This window comes from Algoriphagus vanfongensis DSM 17529 (assembly GCF_000429465.1).
GTDB lineage: Bacteria > Bacteroidota > Bacteroidia > Cytophagales > Cyclobacteriaceae > Algoriphagus > Algoriphagus vanfongensis.
Genome location: NZ_AUBX01000015.1, coordinates 328,083 through 346,148, shown reverse-complemented (window position 1 = coordinate 346,148; position 18,066 = coordinate 328,083). Strand labels below are relative to the sequence as shown.

At 44.0% G+C, this 18,066-nt stretch carries 20 protein-coding genes; 5 read left to right on the top strand and 15 right to left on the bottom strand.

The features are described 5' to 3' along the window. Nucleotides 1-80 precede the first annotated feature (80 nt). Nucleotides 81-1,109 carry a phenylalanine--tRNA ligase subunit alpha gene (locus tag G460_RS0114885; protein WP_026956115.1) on the top strand — a complete coding sequence of 343 codons (1,029 nt, stop codon included), beginning with the start codon at nucleotides 81-83 and terminating at the stop codon, nucleotides 1,107-1,109. Nucleotides 1,110-1,309: 200 nt separating this feature from the next. Continuing rightward, nucleotides 1,310-2,122, top strand: a complete 813-nt coding sequence (locus tag G460_RS0114880; RefSeq protein ID WP_169817517.1) for an endonuclease/exonuclease/phosphatase family protein — start codon at nucleotides 1,310-1,312, stop codon at nucleotides 2,120-2,122. Nucleotides 2,123-2,189: 67 nt separating this feature from the next. Here G460_RS0114880 and rpiB read toward each other — a convergent pair whose 3' ends face one another. The 3 genes from rpiB to G460_RS0114865 all read right to left on the bottom strand — a co-directional run bounded on the left by rpiB (nucleotide 2,190) and on the right by G460_RS0114865 (nucleotide 4,876). Beyond that, nucleotides 2,190-2,621 carry a ribose 5-phosphate isomerase B gene (gene rpiB, locus G460_RS0114875; protein WP_035464489.1) on the bottom strand — a complete coding sequence of 144 codons (432 nt, stop codon included), beginning with the start codon at nucleotides 2,619-2,621 and terminating at the stop codon, nucleotides 2,190-2,192. Between the two features lie 109 nt (nucleotides 2,622-2,730). After that, nucleotides 2,731-3,591: a twin-arginine translocase subunit TatC gene (gene tatC / locus G460_RS0114870; protein ID WP_026956112.1), complete on the bottom strand. Its 861-nt coding sequence runs from the start codon at nucleotides 3,589-3,591 to the stop codon at nucleotides 2,731-2,733. 16 nt (nucleotides 3,592-3,607) lie between these two features. Beyond that, entirely contained in the window at nucleotides 3,608-4,876 is a 1,269-nt protein-coding gene (locus G460_RS0114865; RefSeq protein ID WP_026956111.1) for a serine hydroxymethyltransferase, read from the bottom strand. Between the two features lie 166 nt (nucleotides 4,877-5,042). Between G460_RS0114865 and G460_RS0114860 the strand changes: the two genes are divergently transcribed. After that, nucleotides 5,043-5,417 (top strand): hypothetical protein, encoded by a 375-nt coding sequence (locus tag G460_RS0114860; protein WP_026956110.1) that lies wholly within the window; start codon nucleotides 5,043-5,045, stop codon nucleotides 5,415-5,417. 55 nt (nucleotides 5,418-5,472) lie between these two features. Here the strand turns inward: G460_RS0114860 and G460_RS0114855 are convergent, their stop codons facing one another. Further along, nucleotides 5,473-5,700 (bottom strand): hypothetical protein, encoded by a 228-nt coding sequence (locus G460_RS0114855; RefSeq protein ID WP_026956109.1) that lies wholly within the window; start codon nucleotides 5,698-5,700, stop codon nucleotides 5,473-5,475. Nucleotides 5,701-5,805: 105 nt separating this feature from the next. Here G460_RS0114855 and G460_RS0114850 point away from each other — a divergent pair, with 105 nt between their 5' ends. Beyond that, on the top strand, nucleotides 5,806-6,714 hold the full coding sequence (locus G460_RS0114850; protein WP_026956108.1) for an AEC family transporter: 909 nt from the start codon (nucleotides 5,806-5,808) through the stop codon (nucleotides 6,712-6,714). Here the strand turns inward: G460_RS0114850 and G460_RS0114845 are convergent. From G460_RS0114845 to G460_RS0114795, 11 genes are all read right to left on the bottom strand, one after another. Further along, nucleotides 6,706-7,512, bottom strand: a complete 807-nt coding sequence (locus G460_RS0114845; protein ID WP_026956107.1) for an inositol monophosphatase family protein — start codon at nucleotides 7,510-7,512, stop codon at nucleotides 6,706-6,708. The genes G460_RS0114850 and G460_RS0114845 overlap by 9 nt on opposite strands. Nucleotides 7,513-7,709: 197 nt before the next feature. After that, nucleotides 7,710-8,450, bottom strand: coding sequence for a 16S rRNA (cytidine(1402)-2'-O)-methyltransferase (gene rsmI / locus G460_RS21925; RefSeq protein ID WP_035464487.1), 741 nt, complete (start codon nucleotides 8,448-8,450; stop codon nucleotides 7,710-7,712). Then, the gene (locus G460_RS0114835; protein ID WP_026956106.1) at nucleotides 8,447-8,680 is read right to left on the bottom strand and encodes a 4a-hydroxytetrahydrobiopterin dehydratase; all 234 of its coding nucleotides are present in this window, start codon (nucleotides 8,678-8,680) and stop codon (nucleotides 8,447-8,449) included. The genes rsmI and G460_RS0114835 overlap by 4 nt, the downstream gene beginning before the upstream one ends. 11 nt (nucleotides 8,681-8,691) lie before the next feature. Beyond that, nucleotides 8,692-8,958 (bottom strand): DUF493 domain-containing protein, encoded by a 267-nt coding sequence (locus G460_RS0114830; protein ID WP_026956105.1) that lies wholly within the window; start codon nucleotides 8,956-8,958, stop codon nucleotides 8,692-8,694. A gap of 71 nt (nucleotides 8,959-9,029) precedes the next feature. Continuing rightward, entirely contained in the window at nucleotides 9,030-11,138 is a 2,109-nt protein-coding gene (locus tag G460_RS0114825) for a peptidylprolyl isomerase (RefSeq protein WP_026956104.1), read from the bottom strand. A gap of 85 nt (nucleotides 11,139-11,223) precedes the next feature. Next, nucleotides 11,224-12,501: a hemolysin family protein gene (locus G460_RS0114820; protein WP_026956103.1), complete on the bottom strand. Its 1,278-nt coding sequence runs from the start codon at nucleotides 12,499-12,501 to the stop codon at nucleotides 11,224-11,226. A 3-nt stretch (nucleotides 12,502-12,504) separates the two neighbouring features. Beyond that, on the bottom strand, nucleotides 12,505-12,717 hold the full coding sequence (locus tag G460_RS0114815; RefSeq protein WP_026956102.1) for a hypothetical protein: 213 nt from the start codon (nucleotides 12,715-12,717) through the stop codon (nucleotides 12,505-12,507). After that, nucleotides 12,714-13,250: an LPS export ABC transporter periplasmic protein LptC gene (gene lptC / locus G460_RS0114810; RefSeq protein WP_026956101.1), complete on the bottom strand. Its 537-nt coding sequence runs from the start codon at nucleotides 13,248-13,250 to the stop codon at nucleotides 12,714-12,716. The genes G460_RS0114815 and lptC overlap by 4 nt, the downstream gene beginning before the upstream one ends. Before the next feature lie 195 nt (nucleotides 13,251-13,445). Next, entirely contained in the window at nucleotides 13,446-14,750 is a 1,305-nt protein-coding gene (locus G460_RS0114805) for a hypothetical protein (RefSeq protein WP_026956100.1), read from the bottom strand. A 73-nt stretch (nucleotides 14,751-14,823) separates the two neighbouring features. Beyond that, the gene (gene bamG, locus G460_RS0114800) at nucleotides 14,824-16,107 is read right to left on the bottom strand and encodes a BamG family beta-barrel-assembly machinery protein (RefSeq protein ID WP_026956099.1); all 1,284 of its coding nucleotides are present in this window, start codon (nucleotides 16,105-16,107) and stop codon (nucleotides 14,824-14,826) included. Next, the gene (locus G460_RS0114795) at nucleotides 16,097-16,813 is read right to left on the bottom strand and encodes a type III pantothenate kinase (protein WP_026956098.1); all 717 of its coding nucleotides are present in this window, start codon (nucleotides 16,811-16,813) and stop codon (nucleotides 16,097-16,099) included. Before G460_RS0114795 ends, bamG begins: the two co-directional genes overlap by 11 nt. Before the next feature lie 101 nt (nucleotides 16,814-16,914). On the opposite strand from G460_RS0114795, the gene G460_RS0114790 reads away from it, so the two are divergent. Next, entirely contained in the window at nucleotides 16,915-17,991 is a 1,077-nt protein-coding gene (locus G460_RS0114790) for an anhydro-N-acetylmuramic acid kinase (protein WP_026956097.1), read from the top strand. Nucleotides 17,992-18,066: the final 75 nt, after the last annotated feature.

The following is an 18,066-nucleotide window of genomic DNA, read 5'->3' as shown; positions in this document are numbered from 1 at the left end:
GTTTTCCAAATAATCGCCCCTCACGGTCCTCCAAAACCCCCCAAAAATCTTAGCTTTGTGGCTTGATTAATCTGAATCCCATGTATCAGGAAAAAATCGAAGCCATCAAGACGGCTATTGCGGCGGCGGATGCCACTAATCCAGAAGAACTCGAAGCCTACAGAATGGAGTACATCTCCAAAAAATCTGTCGTAGGTGGACTTTTTGCAGAAATGGGTAAAATCCCTAATGAGGAGAAAAGAGCCTATGGTCAATTGGTCAATTCCGTCAAGCAATTGGCAGAGGACAAATTTCAGGAGCTCATCGAGAAAGTAAATTCTGCTTCCAAAAAATCGAAAGCTGCAGATATAGATTTGACCCTTCCTCCTTCCAATCAGGAAATCGGTGGAATTCATCCTTTGACAGCAACTCGACAGCGAATCATTGAAATTTTTGAAAGAATCGGGTTCAATCTCTCAGAAGGTCCAGAAATCGAGGATGACTGGCATAACTTTACCGCGTTAAATTTCCCGGAAAACCATCCGGCGAGAGAAATGCAGGATACCTTCTTTATTGAGAAAAATCCTGATATCGCCTTACGTACCCATACATCTTCGGTTCAGGTGCGTGTCATGGAAAACCAAAAACCTCCGATACGTACACTTTCTCCTGGACGTGTCTATCGAAATGAGGCTATCTCTGCGAGAGCACACTGTATCTTCCATCAGGTAGAAGGACTCTATGTAGATGAGAACGTCGGTTTCGCAGATTTGAAAAACACGCTATATCACTTCGCAAAAGAGATGTTTGGAAAAGGAACTAAAGTGCGTTTTCGTCCTTCCTATTTTCCATTCACCGAACCAAGTGCCGAAATAGACATTTCCTGTCTGATCTGCGGAGGGAAAGGATGTACAATCTGTAAAGGTACCGGCTGGGTAGAAATCGGTGGTTCTGGCATGGTAGATCCCAATGTGTTAGAAAATTGCGGAATTGATTCTAAAAAATACACAGGTTTTGCATTTGGAATGGGTATAGAACGAATCGCCATGCTCAAATACCAAATCAAAGATTTGCGGCTCTTCACCGAAAATGATGTGAGATTCCTAAGGCAGTTTAAGCCTTTGCTATAAACTCAAACCCCGGCTAAAAAGTCGGGGTTTATTTTTGTATTAACATACTTTTTGTTCCACCAAGATTCCCCATTTTAGATTTATACAACACAGTAAGCCTTTTCTAATCAATGAAATTCAAAACCCTCCTATTAATATTGTTTACAATTGGATTAAATCAATCCATACTAGTGCAAACAAATTCCAAAAAATTAAAGGTGATGACCTATAATATTTGGAATGGATTTGACTGGGGAAAGGATAGTCTGAGAAATAAGGAGTTGATTCATTGGGTGAAAGAGCAAAACCCAGATGTCTTAGCTTTGCAGGAATTGTGTGGATATGATGAATCTAAACTTAGAGCAGATGCCGAGAAATGGGGGCATCCCTATGTGTATATCCTAAAGGAGCGTGGATATCCTACAGGTTTGACTTCAAAAGAACCAATTGAATTGATCGAAAAAAATGTGGACAACTTTTGGCATGGACTCCTTCATGTGAAAACCTATGGGATAGATTTTTTTGTAGTCCATCTATCTCCATCTGACAGCGATATTCGATTGCGAGAAGCTAGGCAGATCAAATCCAGAATTCAAGAACTTCAAACTGATTCTTATCTTATTCTGGGCGACTTCAATTCCCATTCTCCACTGGATGCTTACTGGCTCGAATCCAAAGTAGAGCTCAAAGCAGGGATGGAGAAAAAAGTAGGAGACCAGTATGATAACCTAAGACATGGAGAATTTGACTATGCGCCTATTTCAGAATTCCTGTCTGTGCCAGCCATTGACTTGGGATTGAATAAGTTGGATTTTCAGGAAAGCTTTACGTTTCCAGCACCTGTATTAGTAGGTCAATATGGGCAAACGCCAGAATCAATCTTTCAAAATAGAGTGAGAATCGATTACATTTTGGCAAGTCCGAAATTGGCGAAGCAGTGCGTTAACCTAGAAGTCTTCAATCAAGGGCCTACTGAAAAACTTTCTGATCACTTTCCTGTGATGGCGGAGTTTGAAATATTGCAGGAAAAGTAGTTTTGAACCAAATGAAAAAGCCCATCCTAGTTTCATAAGATGGGCTTAAAAATCTCTCAGTTACTGATTAGCTGCAGGCGATTTTATTGACTCGGTTGGCATGACGGCCACCTTCAAATTCCGTAGTCAAGAAGGTTTCTGTGACTTTCTCTGCCAACTCATACGAAATAAACCGAGCGGGGATAGCCAAAACATTGGCGTTGTTGTGCTGGCGGGCCAAAGACGCCAACTCCTCATTCCACACCAATGCTGCTCTGATTCCTTGATGCTTATTGGCAGTGATCGCGACACCATTTCCAGAGCCACAGATTACGATACCCAAGTCAAATTCGCCTGTTTCCACAGCGGAACTCAATGGGTGCACATAATCAGGATAATCCACAGAAGCATCAGAAAAAGGACCAAAATCTTTGACTTCGTGTCCTTGGCTTTCCAGCTTCTGAATCAATTTCCCTTTGTATTCAAATCCGGCATGATCGCCTCCGATAGCTATTTTCATTTCATATTTGATTTACGAATTACGATTAACCGCTAAAACTGGGTTGCAATTCTGAAATAGTAATTCCCTTCTACTTTAACAAAGCTTTAAGCCTACAGCATTCAGACTTTTAATCTTCCGCTTCTTCTTGTCTAGCGTATTCTGCTGCCTTGATGGCACGCTTTTTCTCCAAACGCTTTGCAATGGTGATCCCAGCTTCGTACAAGACAAGGATAGGCATCGCGATGAGCAATTGGCTGATCACATCTGGAGGAGTGATTACAGCAGAAAGCACCAAAATCACGACAATCGCATGTCTTCTATAAGCACGTAGCATTCCGGAGGTCACCAATCCAGACATGGATAAGAAATAAATCACCACCGGCAACTGGAACATAATCGCAGATGCAAGTACCAACATGATCAACGTGGTCACATAAGATCCGATATCAAACTCATTGAGAATGGTCGGGTCGAGTTGGTAATTGGACAGGAAGTTGATCGAAAGGGGAGACAGGATAAAATATCCAAATGCAGCCCCCATAAAGAAGAGCAAGCTGACAAAGAAAACCGCGCCACGGGCAGCATTTTTCTCTTGATCATAAAGCCCAGGACTTATAAATCTCCAGAACTCCCAAAAGACATAGGGGAAAGCCACTACAAATCCCACCACAAAACTGGAGGTCATGTGCATGGAAAACTGGCCAGTCATCTGCCTACTTTGGATAGTAAAGGGCAATTCATCTATACACAGTGCAGAGATTCCCAAGTAATCACCTAAGTCACAAAGCACCCGATAGGTCAGAAAGTCCACTTTGGAAGGACCCAAAATAACCATTCCAAATACAATGCTTTTGGAAAGAAAAGCGATCACTGAAAGTATAAGTATGGCTGCTACTGAGCGCAACAAATGCCACCGGAGAGCCTCCAGATGGTCCAAAAAGGACATTCCTTCCTCTTCCTCCTCTTCTCGATATTGGTCTAATGCCACGTTGGTATTCTAATCTTTAGTATAATGGAAACTGAACCATCCACTCATTGACTTCCTTACGGATGCTATCCAATTCAGATTCATTGGCATGATTCTGAAGCGCTCTGTCAATCAGTCGAACGATCTTTTTCATATCTTCCTCTTTCAATCCTCTGGTAGTCACCGCAGCAGTACCTACTCGCATCCCAGAAGTGACAAAAGGTGATTTGGTGTCAAATGGCACCATATTTTTATTGATAGTAATATCTACTTTGCCTAGGGTCTCCTCGGCGATTTTTCCTGTCAAATCCTTATTTCGCAGATCGATCAACATCAAGTGATTGTCTGTACCTCCGGAAATCAACTGGTATCCAAGACTTACGAACTCTTCCGCCATCACGGATGCATTCTTTTTGACCTGTAGTACGTATTCCATGTATTCATCAGAAAGAGCTTCTTCAAAAGCTACCGCCTTGGCTGCGATGATATGCTCCAATGGGCCTCCCTGAGTACCTGGGAAAACACCCATATCCAGTAGAGAAGACATTTTTCTAATTTCTCCTTTTGGAGTAGTCAGTCCCCATGGGTTGTCAAAGTCCTCTCTCATCACAATCAAACCGCCTCTAGGACCTCTCAAGGTCTTGTGTGTTGTCGTGGTGACGATATGGCAATGCTCCAAAGGATCATTTAGCAAACCTCTGGCTATCAAACCAGATGGGTGCGAAATATCCGCCAATAGGATTGCTCCCACTTCATCCGCTATCGCTCTCAATCTCTCATAATCCCAATCTCTGGAGTATGCCGAAGCACCGCAAATGATCATTTTTGGCTGTACTTCCAGTGCTTTCGCCTCCACCTTATCGTAATCGATCACTCCTGTCTCCTCTTCCACACCATAGAAATGAGGCTCGTACAATTTTCCTGAGAAATTGACCGGAGAACCATGAGTCAAGTGACCGCCATGTGACAAGTCAAATCCCAAAATTGGATCACCGGCTTTCAGACAAGCTAGCATCACCGCTGCATTGGCCTGAGCACCAGAGTGAGGCTGTACATTGGCCCAAGTAGCACCAAAAAGCTGCTTAGCTCTATCGATAGCTATCTGCTCGATTTCATCCACTACCTCACAGCCACCATAATAGCGCTTTTTAGGCAGTCCTTCTGCGTATTTATTGGTCAATACACTCCCAGCGGCCTCCATGACCTGTTTGCTGGTGAAATTTTCCGAAGCGATCAGCTCAATGCCACGCTTTTGTCTGTCTTCTTCTTGTGCGATGAGGTCAAAAACAACCGAATCTCTTTTCATAGTTTTGGTATTGAAAGGCGAAAATGGGAGAAATCAGGCAGTGGCCTGCTTCCAATCAGGCCCAAAAATAGCCCGAAAGTCCTTATTATCCAATGTAGAATCGCATTGAAAAAATGCTTTTCCCGATCTCTTGTCTCAAGCAGCAGAGGAATCGTAAATTTAGGCTATGATCAATTTCAAATTTCAGCCCGACACCTACTTTTCCGAGGAGGTTTCTTCGGCACTTCTGGTCAAGTTGAATTTTCCGGAATCTACTTGGGGAGAGCAAATCAGCATCTACGCACATCGCTTGGATTATAGCATACAGCTGGAAGCAGTGGATTTTTATGGAAACGAGTATATGCTTTACCCTTCCAAAATTGAAGAACCTCTCAATTTAGAAGACTTGATCTATCTGATCGAAGGCATGCAAGTCAATCAAGATGAACTGGAAGGCAAAATGGAACTGGTCCTAGATGGCATCCCAGAAGCGACGAGCACCTATTATCCTGATTTAGAAAAGTACTTTGATGAAAAGCGCAAAAGTTTTGGGCTGGAGTAGGAGCCTAATTACTCAACGCATGATACAAAAAGAAGAGGAAGCCAAAAGTCTGATATCAAAAATCCAACGCAGCCTGACGCTGTCCTGAGACCTGATGACTTCTAAACCAATATTCGTAGGTTTCAAAATCCACACAATCTTTCAATTCCATCCCGTTGTAGAGCACTTTTTTGAGGCAGCTGACGGGCAACCAAGATTTCAATTTCTGTCCTTGCTCCGTCGAAAGTTGGGATAATTGAATCCACTTGCCACCATTGATAAAAATCGGTATCAGTTTCGTCATAGATTCTAGGTTTATTTACCAACAAAAGTATACTGATTTTCAAGACACTACAATTATGCCAAATTATTTTAATGTTAAAAAAGCCGAGTTTTTTAACTTGCCGGGATGATAGGAGCCCTTATCTCATTTTTGTGTTTGCTCGCCGGACTTTATTTTCAGAGACGCGAGGGATTCCCTGTTGAGAAAGCCATTTTTTGGGTCAATTCTTACCTTTTCAATCTGGTATTGCCTGCTTTGGCGCTGCTATATATTCCTCAGATCAATCCGGGTTGGGATCTCTTGATTCCCATTTCAGCTGCTTGGTTTACGTTCTTGCTGTCTTGGTTGGTATTTGGAGTTTTAGGAAGAGTGTTTCACTGGAGTCCGCAGGTGATCGGTTGTCTTTCTATTGTGTCCGGTCTGGCTAATACCTCCTTTCTTGGATTTCCTGTGATAGAAGCGCTATACGGCAAAGCTGGGCTCCCTGCAGCTCTCCTGATGGATCAGGGAGGATCATTTTTGCTGGTGTCATCCCTGGCCATCGTCATCGGATCCATCTATAGTCACGAAAGCGGCAATCTCGCTCAAATCCCCCTAAAAATCATCAAATTTCCGCCTTTCGGTTTTTTGATCGGCACGCTGATCATGAGCTTGATGGGATGGGAGACTCCCTCATTTCTGATTCCACTGCTTCAAGGCATAGGCAAAACAATGGCCCCAGTAGCCCTACTAGCCATAGGACTGCGATTCAGAGTAGAAAAAGCAGATTTGACTTCAGCTTACTTTTGGTATGGCTTGGGCTTTCGTTTGGTACTGGCCCCAGCATTGGTGTATTTGATTTACAGGCACTTCCTTGATCCCGAGGAATTGACCTTCAAAGTCACCGTCCTAGAATCAGCCATGGCGCCGATGATCACAGGCTCTATCGTTGCGATCAATTACCATTTGGCACCCCGATTGGCAGCCTTGCTCTCAGGCTTGGGAATGGTGATCTCGATAGGAAGTCTTGCTTTCTGGTACTATTTCTTAGGATGACCAGACTTTATCCAGCTCAGCGAGAATTTCATGATGGATGTTTCCATTGGTAGCCACGATTTGTCTGCCAAAGACAAAATCCTTCCCTCCTGAGAAGTCCGTAACTGTTCCCCCTGCCTCCTGGACTATAATAGCCCCACCAGCGACATCATAGGAATTCAGGTTGTATTCAAAAAAACCTTCGGCTCTTCCGCTAGCCACATAGGCTAAATCTACTGCAGCCGAACCAAATCTCCTCAAACCATGAGTAGTCTGCATGAGTGACTTCAAGGTGGCCAAATAACGATCGATCAGATCAAAGTTGTAATAGGGGAAACCAGTAGCAATCAGGGACGCTGAGAGATCAGGGGCTTTGCTCACATGGATTGGCTTGCCATTACAAAAGGCTCCTCCGCCTTTGCTCGCATAGAAGCACTCGTCCAGATTGACCTCATAAACTACTCCCAACACCAAGTCTTGCTCATCTATCAAGGCAATGCTCACAGAAAACACAGGAATTCCATGGATAAAGTTGGTCGTGCCATCCAGAGGGTCAATGATCCAGTTTAAATGCTCGGTTCGAGTCGTGTTCGTCCCTTCCTCCGTTATAAACCCTGCCTCGGGCAAAACTTTGCAGAGACCGTCTACGATGATCTGCTCAGCCTCTTTGTCAACATAAGATACCAAATCGTTGAAGCCTTTGTGCTCCACAGCATCCATATCGAAATGCTCTCTTTCCTTTCGAATAAAGGCTCCTGCCTCCTTGGCTACGAGGATGGTTTGGTCCAGTAGTTCTTTGAGTCTTTCTTGGCTTAGCATATAAAAATTAGGTAAGTGGTAATTAGTTATTAGAAACTATGAAGGTTCGTACTTTCACCAAACTTTGACAGTACCTAGTTAGAGAATCAGCTTTGAAGATCCAGTCTTGCAAACTTCGGGCATCGGACATCGGTCATCTAGCCCAATAATCAAAGGAAATTTGATGGCGTTACAAAAACGATTAAACATTTAAATCATCAATCCTTCCAGCTGGCACGCTTACGCTCCTGCTTCTCCTCTCGAGTTTCTTTCTTTTCAGTTTTCCCCTCGACCGTCAGGACGATCTCTCCTTTGAGAGGATTTTCTTCATAGTAAGTGATCAATTCGTCTAAAGATCCCCGTACATTTTCCTCATGCAATTTGGTGAGCTCTCTGGATACGCAGGCCTGTCGCTCCGCTCCAAAAGCTTCTGAAAGCTGCTCTAATGTTTTGATCAGTCGGTGTGGAGACTCATAGAAGACCATCGTGCGAGTCTCTTCTAGAAGGGAATCAATTCGAGTTTTTCTACCCTTCTTATGTGGTAGAAAACCTTCGAAAACAAAGCGATCATTGGGTAGGCCAGAATTGACCAAGGCTGGTACGAAAGCTGTCGGTCCGGGGAGACATTGAACTTCCAAGCCAGCTGCCAAAACCTCCCTGACAAGCAAAAAACCAGGATCGGAGATGCCAGGAGTGCCTGCGTCACTGACCAATGCGAAGACTTCTCCCTTTTTCATACGCTCCACTAGCTTCTCCACTGCCTTATGCTCATTGAAAATATGGTAAGATTGCAGCGTATTGCTGATTTCCAGGTGCTTGAGAAGCATTCCTGTGGTACGGGTATCTTCTGCTAAGATCACATCTACAGACTGGAGTACTTCCAAGGCACGCAGCGTGATATCCTTCAGGTTCCCGATTGGTGTTGGGACCAAAAATAATTGGATCACTGATTCACTCATGCATTCAGCTCATCTATGGCTTTGGCTAGCTTACGATCCTTTTCGGTGACCGTGTTGCCAGCATCATGCGTGGTCAGCTCAATCACGACTTCATTGTAGACATTGGACCAATTGGGATGATGCTGCTGCGCCTCAGCCAAAAAGGCCACACGGGTCATGAAGGCAAAGGCTTCCTGAAAATCTTCAAATTTGAATGTCTTCTTGAGCTTATTGTTTTCTTCTTTCCACATAGTCTTTTGTTTTAGAGTGAAAGTAGTCCCTCAATGGAAGAGGCCTGCTCGTAGTAAGCGATAATTTGATCTGCACTTTCTACCATGACTTGAATGGTAGTACTGATATACCTGCCTCCCGAACTCGGCTTCTTGATCACCTCATGGTTGGGAAAAATAGCCTCTACTTCTTGTTCTTTCCCATTAGGAACAATGAATTTAAACATGTACAAAGCAGGAAATTCTGTCCCTGCTTCCAGTTTCTCTTTAAAAGCTGCTGTATTGAAATTCTTTTGCATTCGGGTTTACCTTATCTAGTGAATACAAACAAAGAACCCATGCTGGTCGGCATGGGTTCCAATTGAGATTCTTAGAAGAATTTGTATCTATAATCTTTCACATCTGCCAGATCCTGCAAAGCCATCATGACTTGGTAGGAAGTCCGCTGAGCGGCATTCTGAGTCAGCTGAGCCTGGTAGCTGGTGTAGTCTCCGATTTCAGCAGCTGGCGTCAAGGTGTTGAGTTTGCCGACTACGACTCCGATATCTTCCACGATCGGCTGAGTCATTGCTCCTTGACCTACTCCGAAGATCGCTCCGATTGCCTGAGGGGCAAATCCGATTCCTGGAATGACAGAAGAGCTCAATTTAAGATCTGGGATCTCATTCAGAGAAGCTGCTTCTGGATATACAGCTTTCATCTCTTCCAAGCTTGCCTTTCCGGCGATAGCCTGCTTGATAGCTTCTGCTTTCTTTTCGTTTCTTACTTGTCCTTCCACTTGAGTACGCACATCTTCTAGAGCGACATCTCCTTCTTCTTTCTTGCTGACCAAAGAGGCTACCACATAAGCATTGTCCAGTTCAAACACAGCGGATACTTCACCTTGAGAAGCTTCTGCAAAAGCCCAACGAATCACCTCTCTTGCGTTTTGGATGTTGTTTAGGTTTCTGGCACCTGCATCCACATTGTTTGCCTGCAGAACTCTGTAGTTGCTTTCTACAGCATTTTCAGTGAATTCATTTCTATTGCCAGATTCAGCTGCGAAAGAGTCAGCATTTCTGAAAGCTTCATTTCTAGTCTCATCAGATGCAACCAATTCCAATTGAAGTACAGCCAATTTGGTGTACTGAGACTTAGGAAGCTCAGTGACTTCGATGATATGATAGCCATACTCCGTCTCAACCAAGTTGGGAAGAAGGCCAGTGGAATTTCTAGCGTAGGTAGCATTAGCAAAAGGCTCTACAAAGTCTTCTTTGGCAAACCATCCGAGATCACCGCCATTTTGGGATGTACCATCCTGACCGTATTGTCTTGCAGCTAGAGCAAAGTCTCCTCCGTTTTTCAGATCAGCCAAAACTTCTTCAGCCTGACTTTTCACAGCAGCTTTGGCAGTTTCGTCCATTCCTTCAGTTCCAAAAAGAATATGAGAAGCTCTCATTCGTGGAGTTCCATCATATTGATCGGATACTTTGAAAGAAATATAGGTTGAATTGGCAGTCACGAATGGTCCATAAGTCTCTCCGGCTACTACTTCATCCACATTGTTGGTCAAGTCAGCTGGAAGCTGATCACCTGGACGGAACGTATAGAATGCTGGTCTCAACTCAGAGTTTCTATTGACGAAAAGAGAATCCTGATCGGAGTTGCTCAATTCTTGTGTCAACTGCTCAATAGTTGAAATCACTTCCGCGGAATCAGCGCCACTAGGCAAGATACTGAAGCTCACGTATTCGATATTTGCTGAATTGCCAGTTTGGAACATGTCCTTATGGCTGTTCAGGTAAGATTGCAATTCGGAATCAGTGAAGCTCACTGCATCATCTTCTACTGCATAGTAAGGGATGTACAAAACAGAAGCATCTGCTATAGAGTTAGCTGCTTTGTATTCCATTTTGGCTTCCGCTGAAGTAGCGTACTCAGAAGTAGCCAAGAGGTTGTCATATTTGATTCTCAATCTTGACTCTGCAAACAACTGCTCCTGCTGAGCCCAAAATGCCTGCTGCGCTGGATCCGCTGTCTCCAAAGACTGCAAGAAGGTAATCAACTGAGTCTTGTCAAACTGACCTGTCTGTGGGTTGACCAATTGCTGACGCAATTCCGGAACAATATTTTTTCCTTGGACCATATCTACCAGCTCCGCAGAGGAGATAGTCAATCCCAGTTTTTCATATTCTTCTTTGAAAACTCGCTCGACAATCAGAGCCTGCCAAGCCTGCTCTCTGACAGTATACATCTCTACTTCGGAAGGAGCTCTTCCAGTCCGCTGCTGATAAGCTACACGAAACTCTTCAACCTTGGCCACATACTCTTCATATGTGACATCTTCTCCTGCTATCTCACCTACGATGTTTTGGCTGGAATTGAGAAGGCTGGAATTTGGACTCAATAAGTCACCCCCCAAAAGGAATAAAATTAACCCGCCGGCAATGACACCGATTGCGAGACCTGTCCGCTGTCTTATTTGTTTGATTAACGCCATTATTGTTACTACGCTTTTTTAGAAGTGTCGCAAAATAATAGCATTAGTAACGAAATTCAAAATATATTCTGAATCAAACCATTACCTAAAAAATACCCGGGGAGCTGATTTTGAGCCTCACGGAGTCTATTCGATGATCCTGCTTGGTCATAATCGTAAAAGTATATGGCCCTATCATCACTGACTCGCCCTTTTTGGGAAGGTTTTCGGTATGGGAAAGGATCAGGCCAGAAATGGTTTCAAATTCTCCCTCCGGCAATTCCCAATCATACTTATCATTCAGATAATCAATCTCATGACGCGCACTCAGCAAGTATTCAAAATCTCCGATTTTTTGTTCGATCAGGTCATCGTTGTCATATTCGTCTTCGATTTCCCCAAAAATCTCTTCGATAATGTCTTCCATCGAGACGATGCCACTGGTCCCACCAAACTCATCTACCACCAAGGCGAGACTTTTTCTTTCCTGAATAAATTCTATCAATAATTCATTGGCAAGAGCAGACTCAGGTGCAATGATGATCGGCGTCAAAATATCTTCGATGCTCTTGGGTTTTTTGAAAAGCTCCAGCTGATGACAATATCCGATCACGTCATCGATGGTCTCACGATAGACGATGATTTTAGAATGGCCGCTTTCGGCAAAAACCTCTTTAAGTTCCTCGATGCTATCTTCTACCTCCACCGCGACGATATCCGTCCTCGGCACCATACATTCTCTCAGTCTGACTGTCTTAAACTCGACTGCATTGTCAAAAATCTTGGTATCGATCTCCGCTGTCCCATCGGACTTGGACTGATTCATATGGTCTTGGATGAAGCTATTGAGATCTGTCACGGTAAAAACCGGCTTGTCCTCACTGTATTCTAAGCGGAGTACTTTGGTAATAAAAAAGCGAGAAAGTCCCACCACGGCCCAAACCACCGGAAACATCAGATAATAAATCAGCATCATCGGCACAGCAAATACATTCAGCATGCTATTAGGATTGAGCATGAAGAGACTTTTTGGCAAAAACTCCGCAGTGATCAAAACGATAACTGTGGAGATCAAAGTTTGTAAAACCAGTATAGATCCCTCATTGGCAAAGCTACCCAAAAGCATCCTCAATGGGTCTTCCAGTAAATAAGCCATAAAAATCCCGTAAAGAACCAGTGCAATGGTATTGCCCATCAAGGTAGTACCGATAAACTGGCCTGGCCGCTGCACAAAGCCGCTGAGAATTCTGCCACTCAGGCTTCCCTGCTTATTCTGTAGCTCTATTTGAAGCTTATTGGCGGAAATGTAGGCGATCTCAATACCTGAAAAAAATGCCGAAAACAGCAGGGTTATGAGTACGTAGATCAAATAGCTGGTCTCCATGGATTATCGCTTCCGTTTTTTCTTGGGTTTGCTACCCGGGATTTCTGTGGGAGGCTTTTGGGTTTTGGTTCTTCTGTATTGAAACCAAAACAACAGCGCCACACCAAACATAAAGATAGGATAAGAAAAACCGATTCCTACAGTCATCGTTTGGTGGATTCCGATGATGATCAGTGCCAAAGACAAGGAAAGGATCAAGACGTCAGGTAATTTCATAATTCTTCTCCCGGCAATATAGTCCGGCTATCTCTTAATTTTTTGAGGGTGTAATTTGTAAAACTTTCATCAGCTTCCATTCCGGTACCATTGAAAAGTGTCTCTTTGTCCCGAATTGTCACAAATGTCTCGGTATAAATCCGCTTTTTGTTTGGATCCCAAAAAAGCTCCTCGCTCTGCAGGTGCTGATCTTCTATCTCATTGTCCACTCGGACATTTCCTTCTCCTTTATAGATGTTTTTTTCTTTGATAAAATACCCTCTATCTGCTTGGAGTGTAGTCCCTTTGCTCCCATCTTTCTCAAAAAACTCAATCAGAATCCCTTCGGGAAACTCCATGTTCCCATTCAGAAATTCCATTTGCTTGGCTGCCCGGATCTCCGTCCTCACCTTAGCCGAGTCAGAATGGACCACATGAATATTGACTCCTGTCCGCATGGGGCCCTCGTATACTTGCAAAGCGGCCGCATCGATATCTTCTCGACAAGAACTGATACTCAAAAGACAAAAAATACCAAAGATGAAATTCTTCATGGGACAAAGTTAAATGAATCTGATAATCTGCAATGATGCCTCTAGCCAAATTCTCCTTGCTGACTAGGATCACTTCCTGTCCAAAAAGCAGAGACATTCAAACATTCCTAGCCCATAAGAAGATGGTCGATATAGCATCAGACAACGAAAAAAGGCAGCCCAAGGACTGCCTTTTTAAGATTTATTTGGAAACTATTAGTCTCTAGTAGCAATAGTTACAGACTCTCCGATCCAGCATCCGGTGCTGATAGAGCTACCCACTTGAAGACCTTCGGTGAAGACTTCTTCTTTGGATGGGAACTGAGCTCTAGCTTGCGCCATACCCTGAGAGTCTCCGGCTTTTTGGTACGCATAGTACGCAGCCATGAAGATCGCACGGTCTTTTACTCTGGATTGACCACCTTTACAGTCATTGAAGGAGTTCATATACAATCCTGCAATCATAGAATAAGCATCTTTGGTCTTTTCAGGATCCAATGTTGCAGCTTCTTTAGCGGCTGTTCTTGCGGCACCTTTTCTACCCAAGTTAGCATGTACTTTCGCCAAATCCATTTGGATTTCTGCTTTTTGAGCATCGTTTTCGGCCAAAGTCAATGCTTTCTCCAATACAGGCTGAGCTTTCGCATAATCCTGCTCTTGGATATATCTCATCGCTCTCACTTGAGAAGTAGCATAAGTTGGATTATTAGAGTCAATCAACTCCAATGCAGACAAGAATGCACTAGAAGAAAGACACTTGTACTGCACAGAATATTTGAAGATTTGCTGTGCCAAAGCCTCATTGGTAGGGTCAGCTGCCAATTTTGGTCCCATCGTATTTTCGATAAAGTCACAATCGATCAATTCCATGGCTACAAGGATCTGCTCCAGCGTACCTTTGGTTTGAGTCATGTCGCTTCCAGCTGCCTCTGCCTTATCTAGCTCTTTTTGAATAAAGTCATACTTTGCCAAAATTTCTTCTGGAGTGAATGACTTATTGTAAGCATAGTCTCTGTAGATCGCATTGAAATAATATGCATACAATGCAGGAGTGGCAAGTTCACCATTCAACTCGATAGCTTTGTCAAAAGTAGAAACGATGTAACCTACTTTCGTTTTGTCATCTTTGTAATACTGATAAGCGTAATAGGCTTTGTTTTCAATCCACTTAGGTGCATTGTCATAAAGTTCACCTCTTTTGTCATAGATCAACATGACAGAATCTTGATACACTCTTTTCTGAGCCTCATCCGCAGTTGCGTTAGCTGCCCCGTCATATACTTTTGTACCATTGATATAGATGGCTTCGTTTAGATCAGGTGCATTTACCAATAGCCAATGTAATGGTTTGGTAGCTTCTACAAATTGCTCTGACTGCATGTAGTCATTGTAGGCAGCGTTCAGCTCTCTTGCTTTTTGTTCCTGCGCAGGATCAGAAGGGAAATTCCATCCATCCTGGGCCTGAACCATACCGGCCAGAAGAAAGGCGGAAAGCCCCAGAAGGGTCGATTTAATTTTCATGGTTTGACTTGTTTAATTCGGTTAATTTATCTTCTCTCTGAGCGAGTCACCCGGCCCAGATATTTTTTTATTCTTAATCAAATACTCTTTTGTAGAACCAGCTATTGTCATTGAGAGAGAAGCCTAGGGTGAAGTTCACGTAGTTTTCTCTGATCAATCCAGCCGAGGTAGTTCCTCTTTGCCCCAGCTTCACAGCGAAATTTACCAAAGACAATTGATTAACAGGAATCGAAGCTCCAAAGTTAATGCCAAGGTCATTGATATTGGTTTGGTTTAGGTAATAGGGAGTCTGCTGAAACTCCAATCCCACCCGATAAGTGGCTCTTTTGAGCTGATTGTCGACGGCTAGATAGTCTGGCACGATCTGCATTCCCAAGCCTATTTTCAGGGTCTCTTTGAGGTCTAATGGGTCTCCAACAAAATTAGTGTAATCCTTGAAATCCTGATACTGGCCTTCCAATCCGATTGCATATTTATTGGTTTTTTCATACGTCACACCGAATCCATAACGATTTGGTATATAGATACTTCCTTTTTCATCATTGAAAACCAAGTCTCCATCCGTATCCGGGTCGCTAGCTTCCCCAAATGCTGCCAGTTTGGCAAAAGCTTTTCCACTAACATCCCCTAGTACCTGATAAATGGCACCCAAGTGCAACTTGCTTTCAGTACCCACAGGCAAAAAGTAATGAGCCCCAAATTTGAAGCCTACATCTGAAACTGTTAATCTTTCATAATATTCAGAAGGGTAGCCTACGTCGACTCCTTCTTCATCATAGAGAGATAGCTGATTGGTCCGGATCGTAGAGCCAAATAGATAAGATCCATGGATACCCAAGCTCAGATTTTTTGCTACCACATAGCCAAAACTAAGATAGGCTTCACTGATCCCACCATTGCCGGTGATATTGTTGACAGACTGTATGTCTGCATTGTCTACCATGCTGGCGACTTGCAGTCTGTAATTGACCGAAGTGATCTGATTGAGCCCCATTCCTGCTCCAAATTTCCCTGGCTTAAAAGGCAAGCTCATCGCAATGTAAGAAAGACCTCCACCGTCTACATTTTGAGATTGGGAGCCATTGCTCGCATCGATGGTCTTATAGTTTAGTGCTGCCTGAAAGTTGAAAATGGAATTTTTGGCCTGAAGGGCTGGATTGACATAGTTTGGATTCCATGCGGTACCAAAACTGATTCCCAAGCCACCCATGGCCTGATTTTGTGTCAATCCGGAATAGTTAAACTCACCGATTCCCAGAGCGGAATAGGTAGAGGCACTGGACTGTGCCTGAGCTTCAGAAAATAAGAAAAGGGTGCAGCATACACCCAGCAATTGCAATTTGATTTTACTCAACATTGTGGTTTAGAATACAATTCAGTCCGTCTAGGACCAAATTTGGGACTACAAATATGTGGTCTTTTGCCAATGAATCAAAAGAATGAGCGTCTCCTCCGCAAACAAAGACCTTAATTTCAGGAAATTCGACTCTATAGGCCTCTATATGGCCAATTATTTCATACGCTATACCGTACCAGACACCTGCCTGCATACAGGTCTTGGTAGAATCCGCCAAATGAGAAGCTGGCTTTGGCCCAACGTCCACTAGTGGAAGACGTGCGGTAAATTGATGCATCGCTTTGGCACGCATCGCCAAGCCGGGACTGATAGCACCGCCCCGGTAGATTCCCCTAGAATCGACCAACTCAAATGTCATGCAGGTACCTACATCTACTACCAATGCAGCTCCACCTCCAGCTTGACTCCACCCGCCGATAGCCGCAGCCAGCCGGTCCAAACCCAACGTCTCCGGTGAACCGTACTGATTCTGAATAGGCAAAGGTGTCTGGTGAGTCAGAAAATGAAAATCTAAACCCAAATTCTCCCGTAGCTCAGCCTCTGTCCATCTGACCGATGAGATGAGACTATGGTCAATATCCAACTGCTGCCACACCGATCTGGCCTCAGACAGCTCTGAATGGGCATTTTCCCAAATCTTTTCCTGCTTATCATACAGGGCAGATTTGATGCGGGTATTTCCGATGTCTACTATGAGATTGGGCATAACTCGAATTCTGTTTGCAAATTAGCTATTTCAAAAAACTGGCCTTTTTGTCTTTTCTAAAATTATCTTTATATCCTCCCTCACTTAACAAACATTAACCCATGCCTTCCCAAAACTACCAACTCATCGGCTTGATGTCCGGCACTTCCGGAGACGGATTGGATATTGCGCTTTGCCAATTTCAAAAAAAGAACTCCTGGGAATATGAAATACTCCAAGCTGCGACGATCCCTTTTCCGGATAAGTTGGGAAAGAGTCTTCAGGCCTCCCATCAGCTGACAGCACTGGAGCTGCATCTTTTGGACGTAGACTTTGGCAGATGGATAGGCAGCGAGGTCAAAGCATTCTGTGAAAGACATCAGGCAGCTCCTCTGGCTGTCTGCTCCCATGGTCACACAGTATTTCATCAGCCAAAAAAAGGGCTCAGTCTCCAAATAGGAAATGGCTGGGCGATTCAGCAGGCTTCCAGGCTCAAAGTTATCAATGACTTTCGGATGAAAGATGTCCAGCTCGGCGGGCAAGGTGCTCCGCTCGTTCCGATTGGAGATCAGGAGCTTTTTCCTGAAATGGACTTTTGCATCAATCTCGGTGGCATTTCCAATATCAGCATGGATCATCTGGGAAAAAGAATTGCCTTTGATGTCAGCCCATTCAATCTACTACTCAATCCCATCGCCCAGACCTTGGGAGCGGAGTTTGATCATTCGGGAAAATGGGCCTCAGAGGGAAATGTTCAGCCCGAACTTCTTGAGCAGCTCAACCAACTTGATTTTTATCAGCAATCTGGTGCCAAATCCCTAGGAAGAGAGGATCTGGAGCAGGATTTCTTGCCGCTTATAGATCGATCCTCAGCCTCCAGCAAGGACAAGCTGGCAACTCTCACTGAGCATTATGCTGTACAAATGAGTCGGGTGATCCGGCAATTTGCCGCCCGAGAAAGCCCCAAAGTCCTGATCACGGGAGGAGGTGCCTATCATGATCATTTCATCGATAGATTGGATGCCCATCTCGAAGGTAGCTGGGACTATTCACAGGCTGATACCAACTTGATCGAATTCAAAGAAGCACTGATTTTCGCATTTTTGGGACATCTGAGACTGCTTGGGATTGACAATTGTCTTGCCTCTGTGACTGGAGCAAGTCACAACTCCTGTGGGGGCACAATTTACGAGAACTGACAGATCAGTCTGAAAGCCGACGAGCTGCTGAGTCGACCTCCTAAAAGTTGCACAGGGTCTTGATAAAAGATAACA

Coding starts and splice junctions, on each gene's coding strand:
- G460_RS0114885 (WP_026956115.1), top strand. CDS start 81: ATGTATCAGGAAAAAATCGAAGCCATCAAGACGGCTATTGCGGCGGCG.
- G460_RS0114880 (WP_169817517.1), top strand. CDS start 1,310: ATGACCTATAATATTTGGAATGGATTTGACTGGGGAAAGGATAGTCTG.
- rpiB (WP_035464489.1), bottom strand. CDS start 2,621: ATGAAAATAGCTATCGGAGGCGATCATGCCGGATTTGAATACAAAGGG.
- G460_RS0114865 (WP_026956111.1), bottom strand. CDS start 4,876: ATGAAAAGAGATTCGGTTGTTTTTGACCTCATCGCACAAGAAGAAGAC.
- G460_RS0114860 (WP_026956110.1), top strand. CDS start 5,043: ATGATCAATTTCAAATTTCAGCCCGACACCTACTTTTCCGAGGAGGTT.
- G460_RS0114855 (WP_026956109.1), bottom strand. CDS start 5,700: ATGACGAAACTGATACCGATTTTTATCAATGGTGGCAAGTGGATTCAA.
- G460_RS0114850 (WP_026956108.1), top strand. CDS start 5,806: ATGATAGGAGCCCTTATCTCATTTTTGTGTTTGCTCGCCGGACTTTAT.
- G460_RS0114845 (WP_026956107.1), bottom strand. CDS start 7,512: ATGCTAAGCCAAGAAAGACTCAAAGAACTACTGGACCAAACCATCCTC.
- rsmI (WP_035464487.1), bottom strand. CDS start 8,450: ATGAGTGAATCAGTGATCCAATTATTTTTGGTCCCAACACCAATCGGG.
- G460_RS0114835 (WP_026956106.1), bottom strand. CDS start 8,680: ATGTGGAAAGAAGAAAACAATAAGCTCAAGAAGACATTCAAATTTGAA.
- G460_RS0114830 (WP_026956105.1), bottom strand. CDS start 8,958: ATGCAAAAGAATTTCAATACAGCAGCTTTTAAAGAGAAACTGGAAGCA.
- G460_RS0114825 (WP_026956104.1), bottom strand. CDS start 11,138: ATGGCGTTAATCAAACAAATAAGACAGCGGACAGGTCTCGCAATCGGT.
- G460_RS0114820 (WP_026956103.1), bottom strand. CDS start 12,501: ATGGAGACCAGCTATTTGATCTACGTACTCATAACCCTGCTGTTTTCG.
- G460_RS0114815 (WP_026956102.1), bottom strand. CDS start 12,717: ATGAAATTACCTGACGTCTTGATCCTTTCCTTGTCTTTGGCACTGATC.
- lptC (WP_026956101.1), bottom strand. CDS start 13,250: ATGAAGAATTTCATCTTTGGTATTTTTTGTCTTTTGAGTATCAGTTCT.
- G460_RS0114805 (WP_026956100.1), bottom strand. CDS start 14,750: ATGAAAATTAAATCGACCCTTCTGGGGCTTTCCGCCTTTCTTCTGGCC.
- bamG (WP_026956099.1), bottom strand. CDS start 16,107: ATGTTGAGTAAAATCAAATTGCAATTGCTGGGTGTATGCTGCACCCTT.
- G460_RS0114795 (WP_026956098.1), bottom strand. CDS start 16,813: ATGCCCAATCTCATAGTAGACATCGGAAATACCCGCATCAAATCTGCC.
- G460_RS0114790 (WP_026956097.1), top strand. CDS start 16,915: ATGCCTTCCCAAAACTACCAACTCATCGGCTTGATGTCCGGCACTTCC.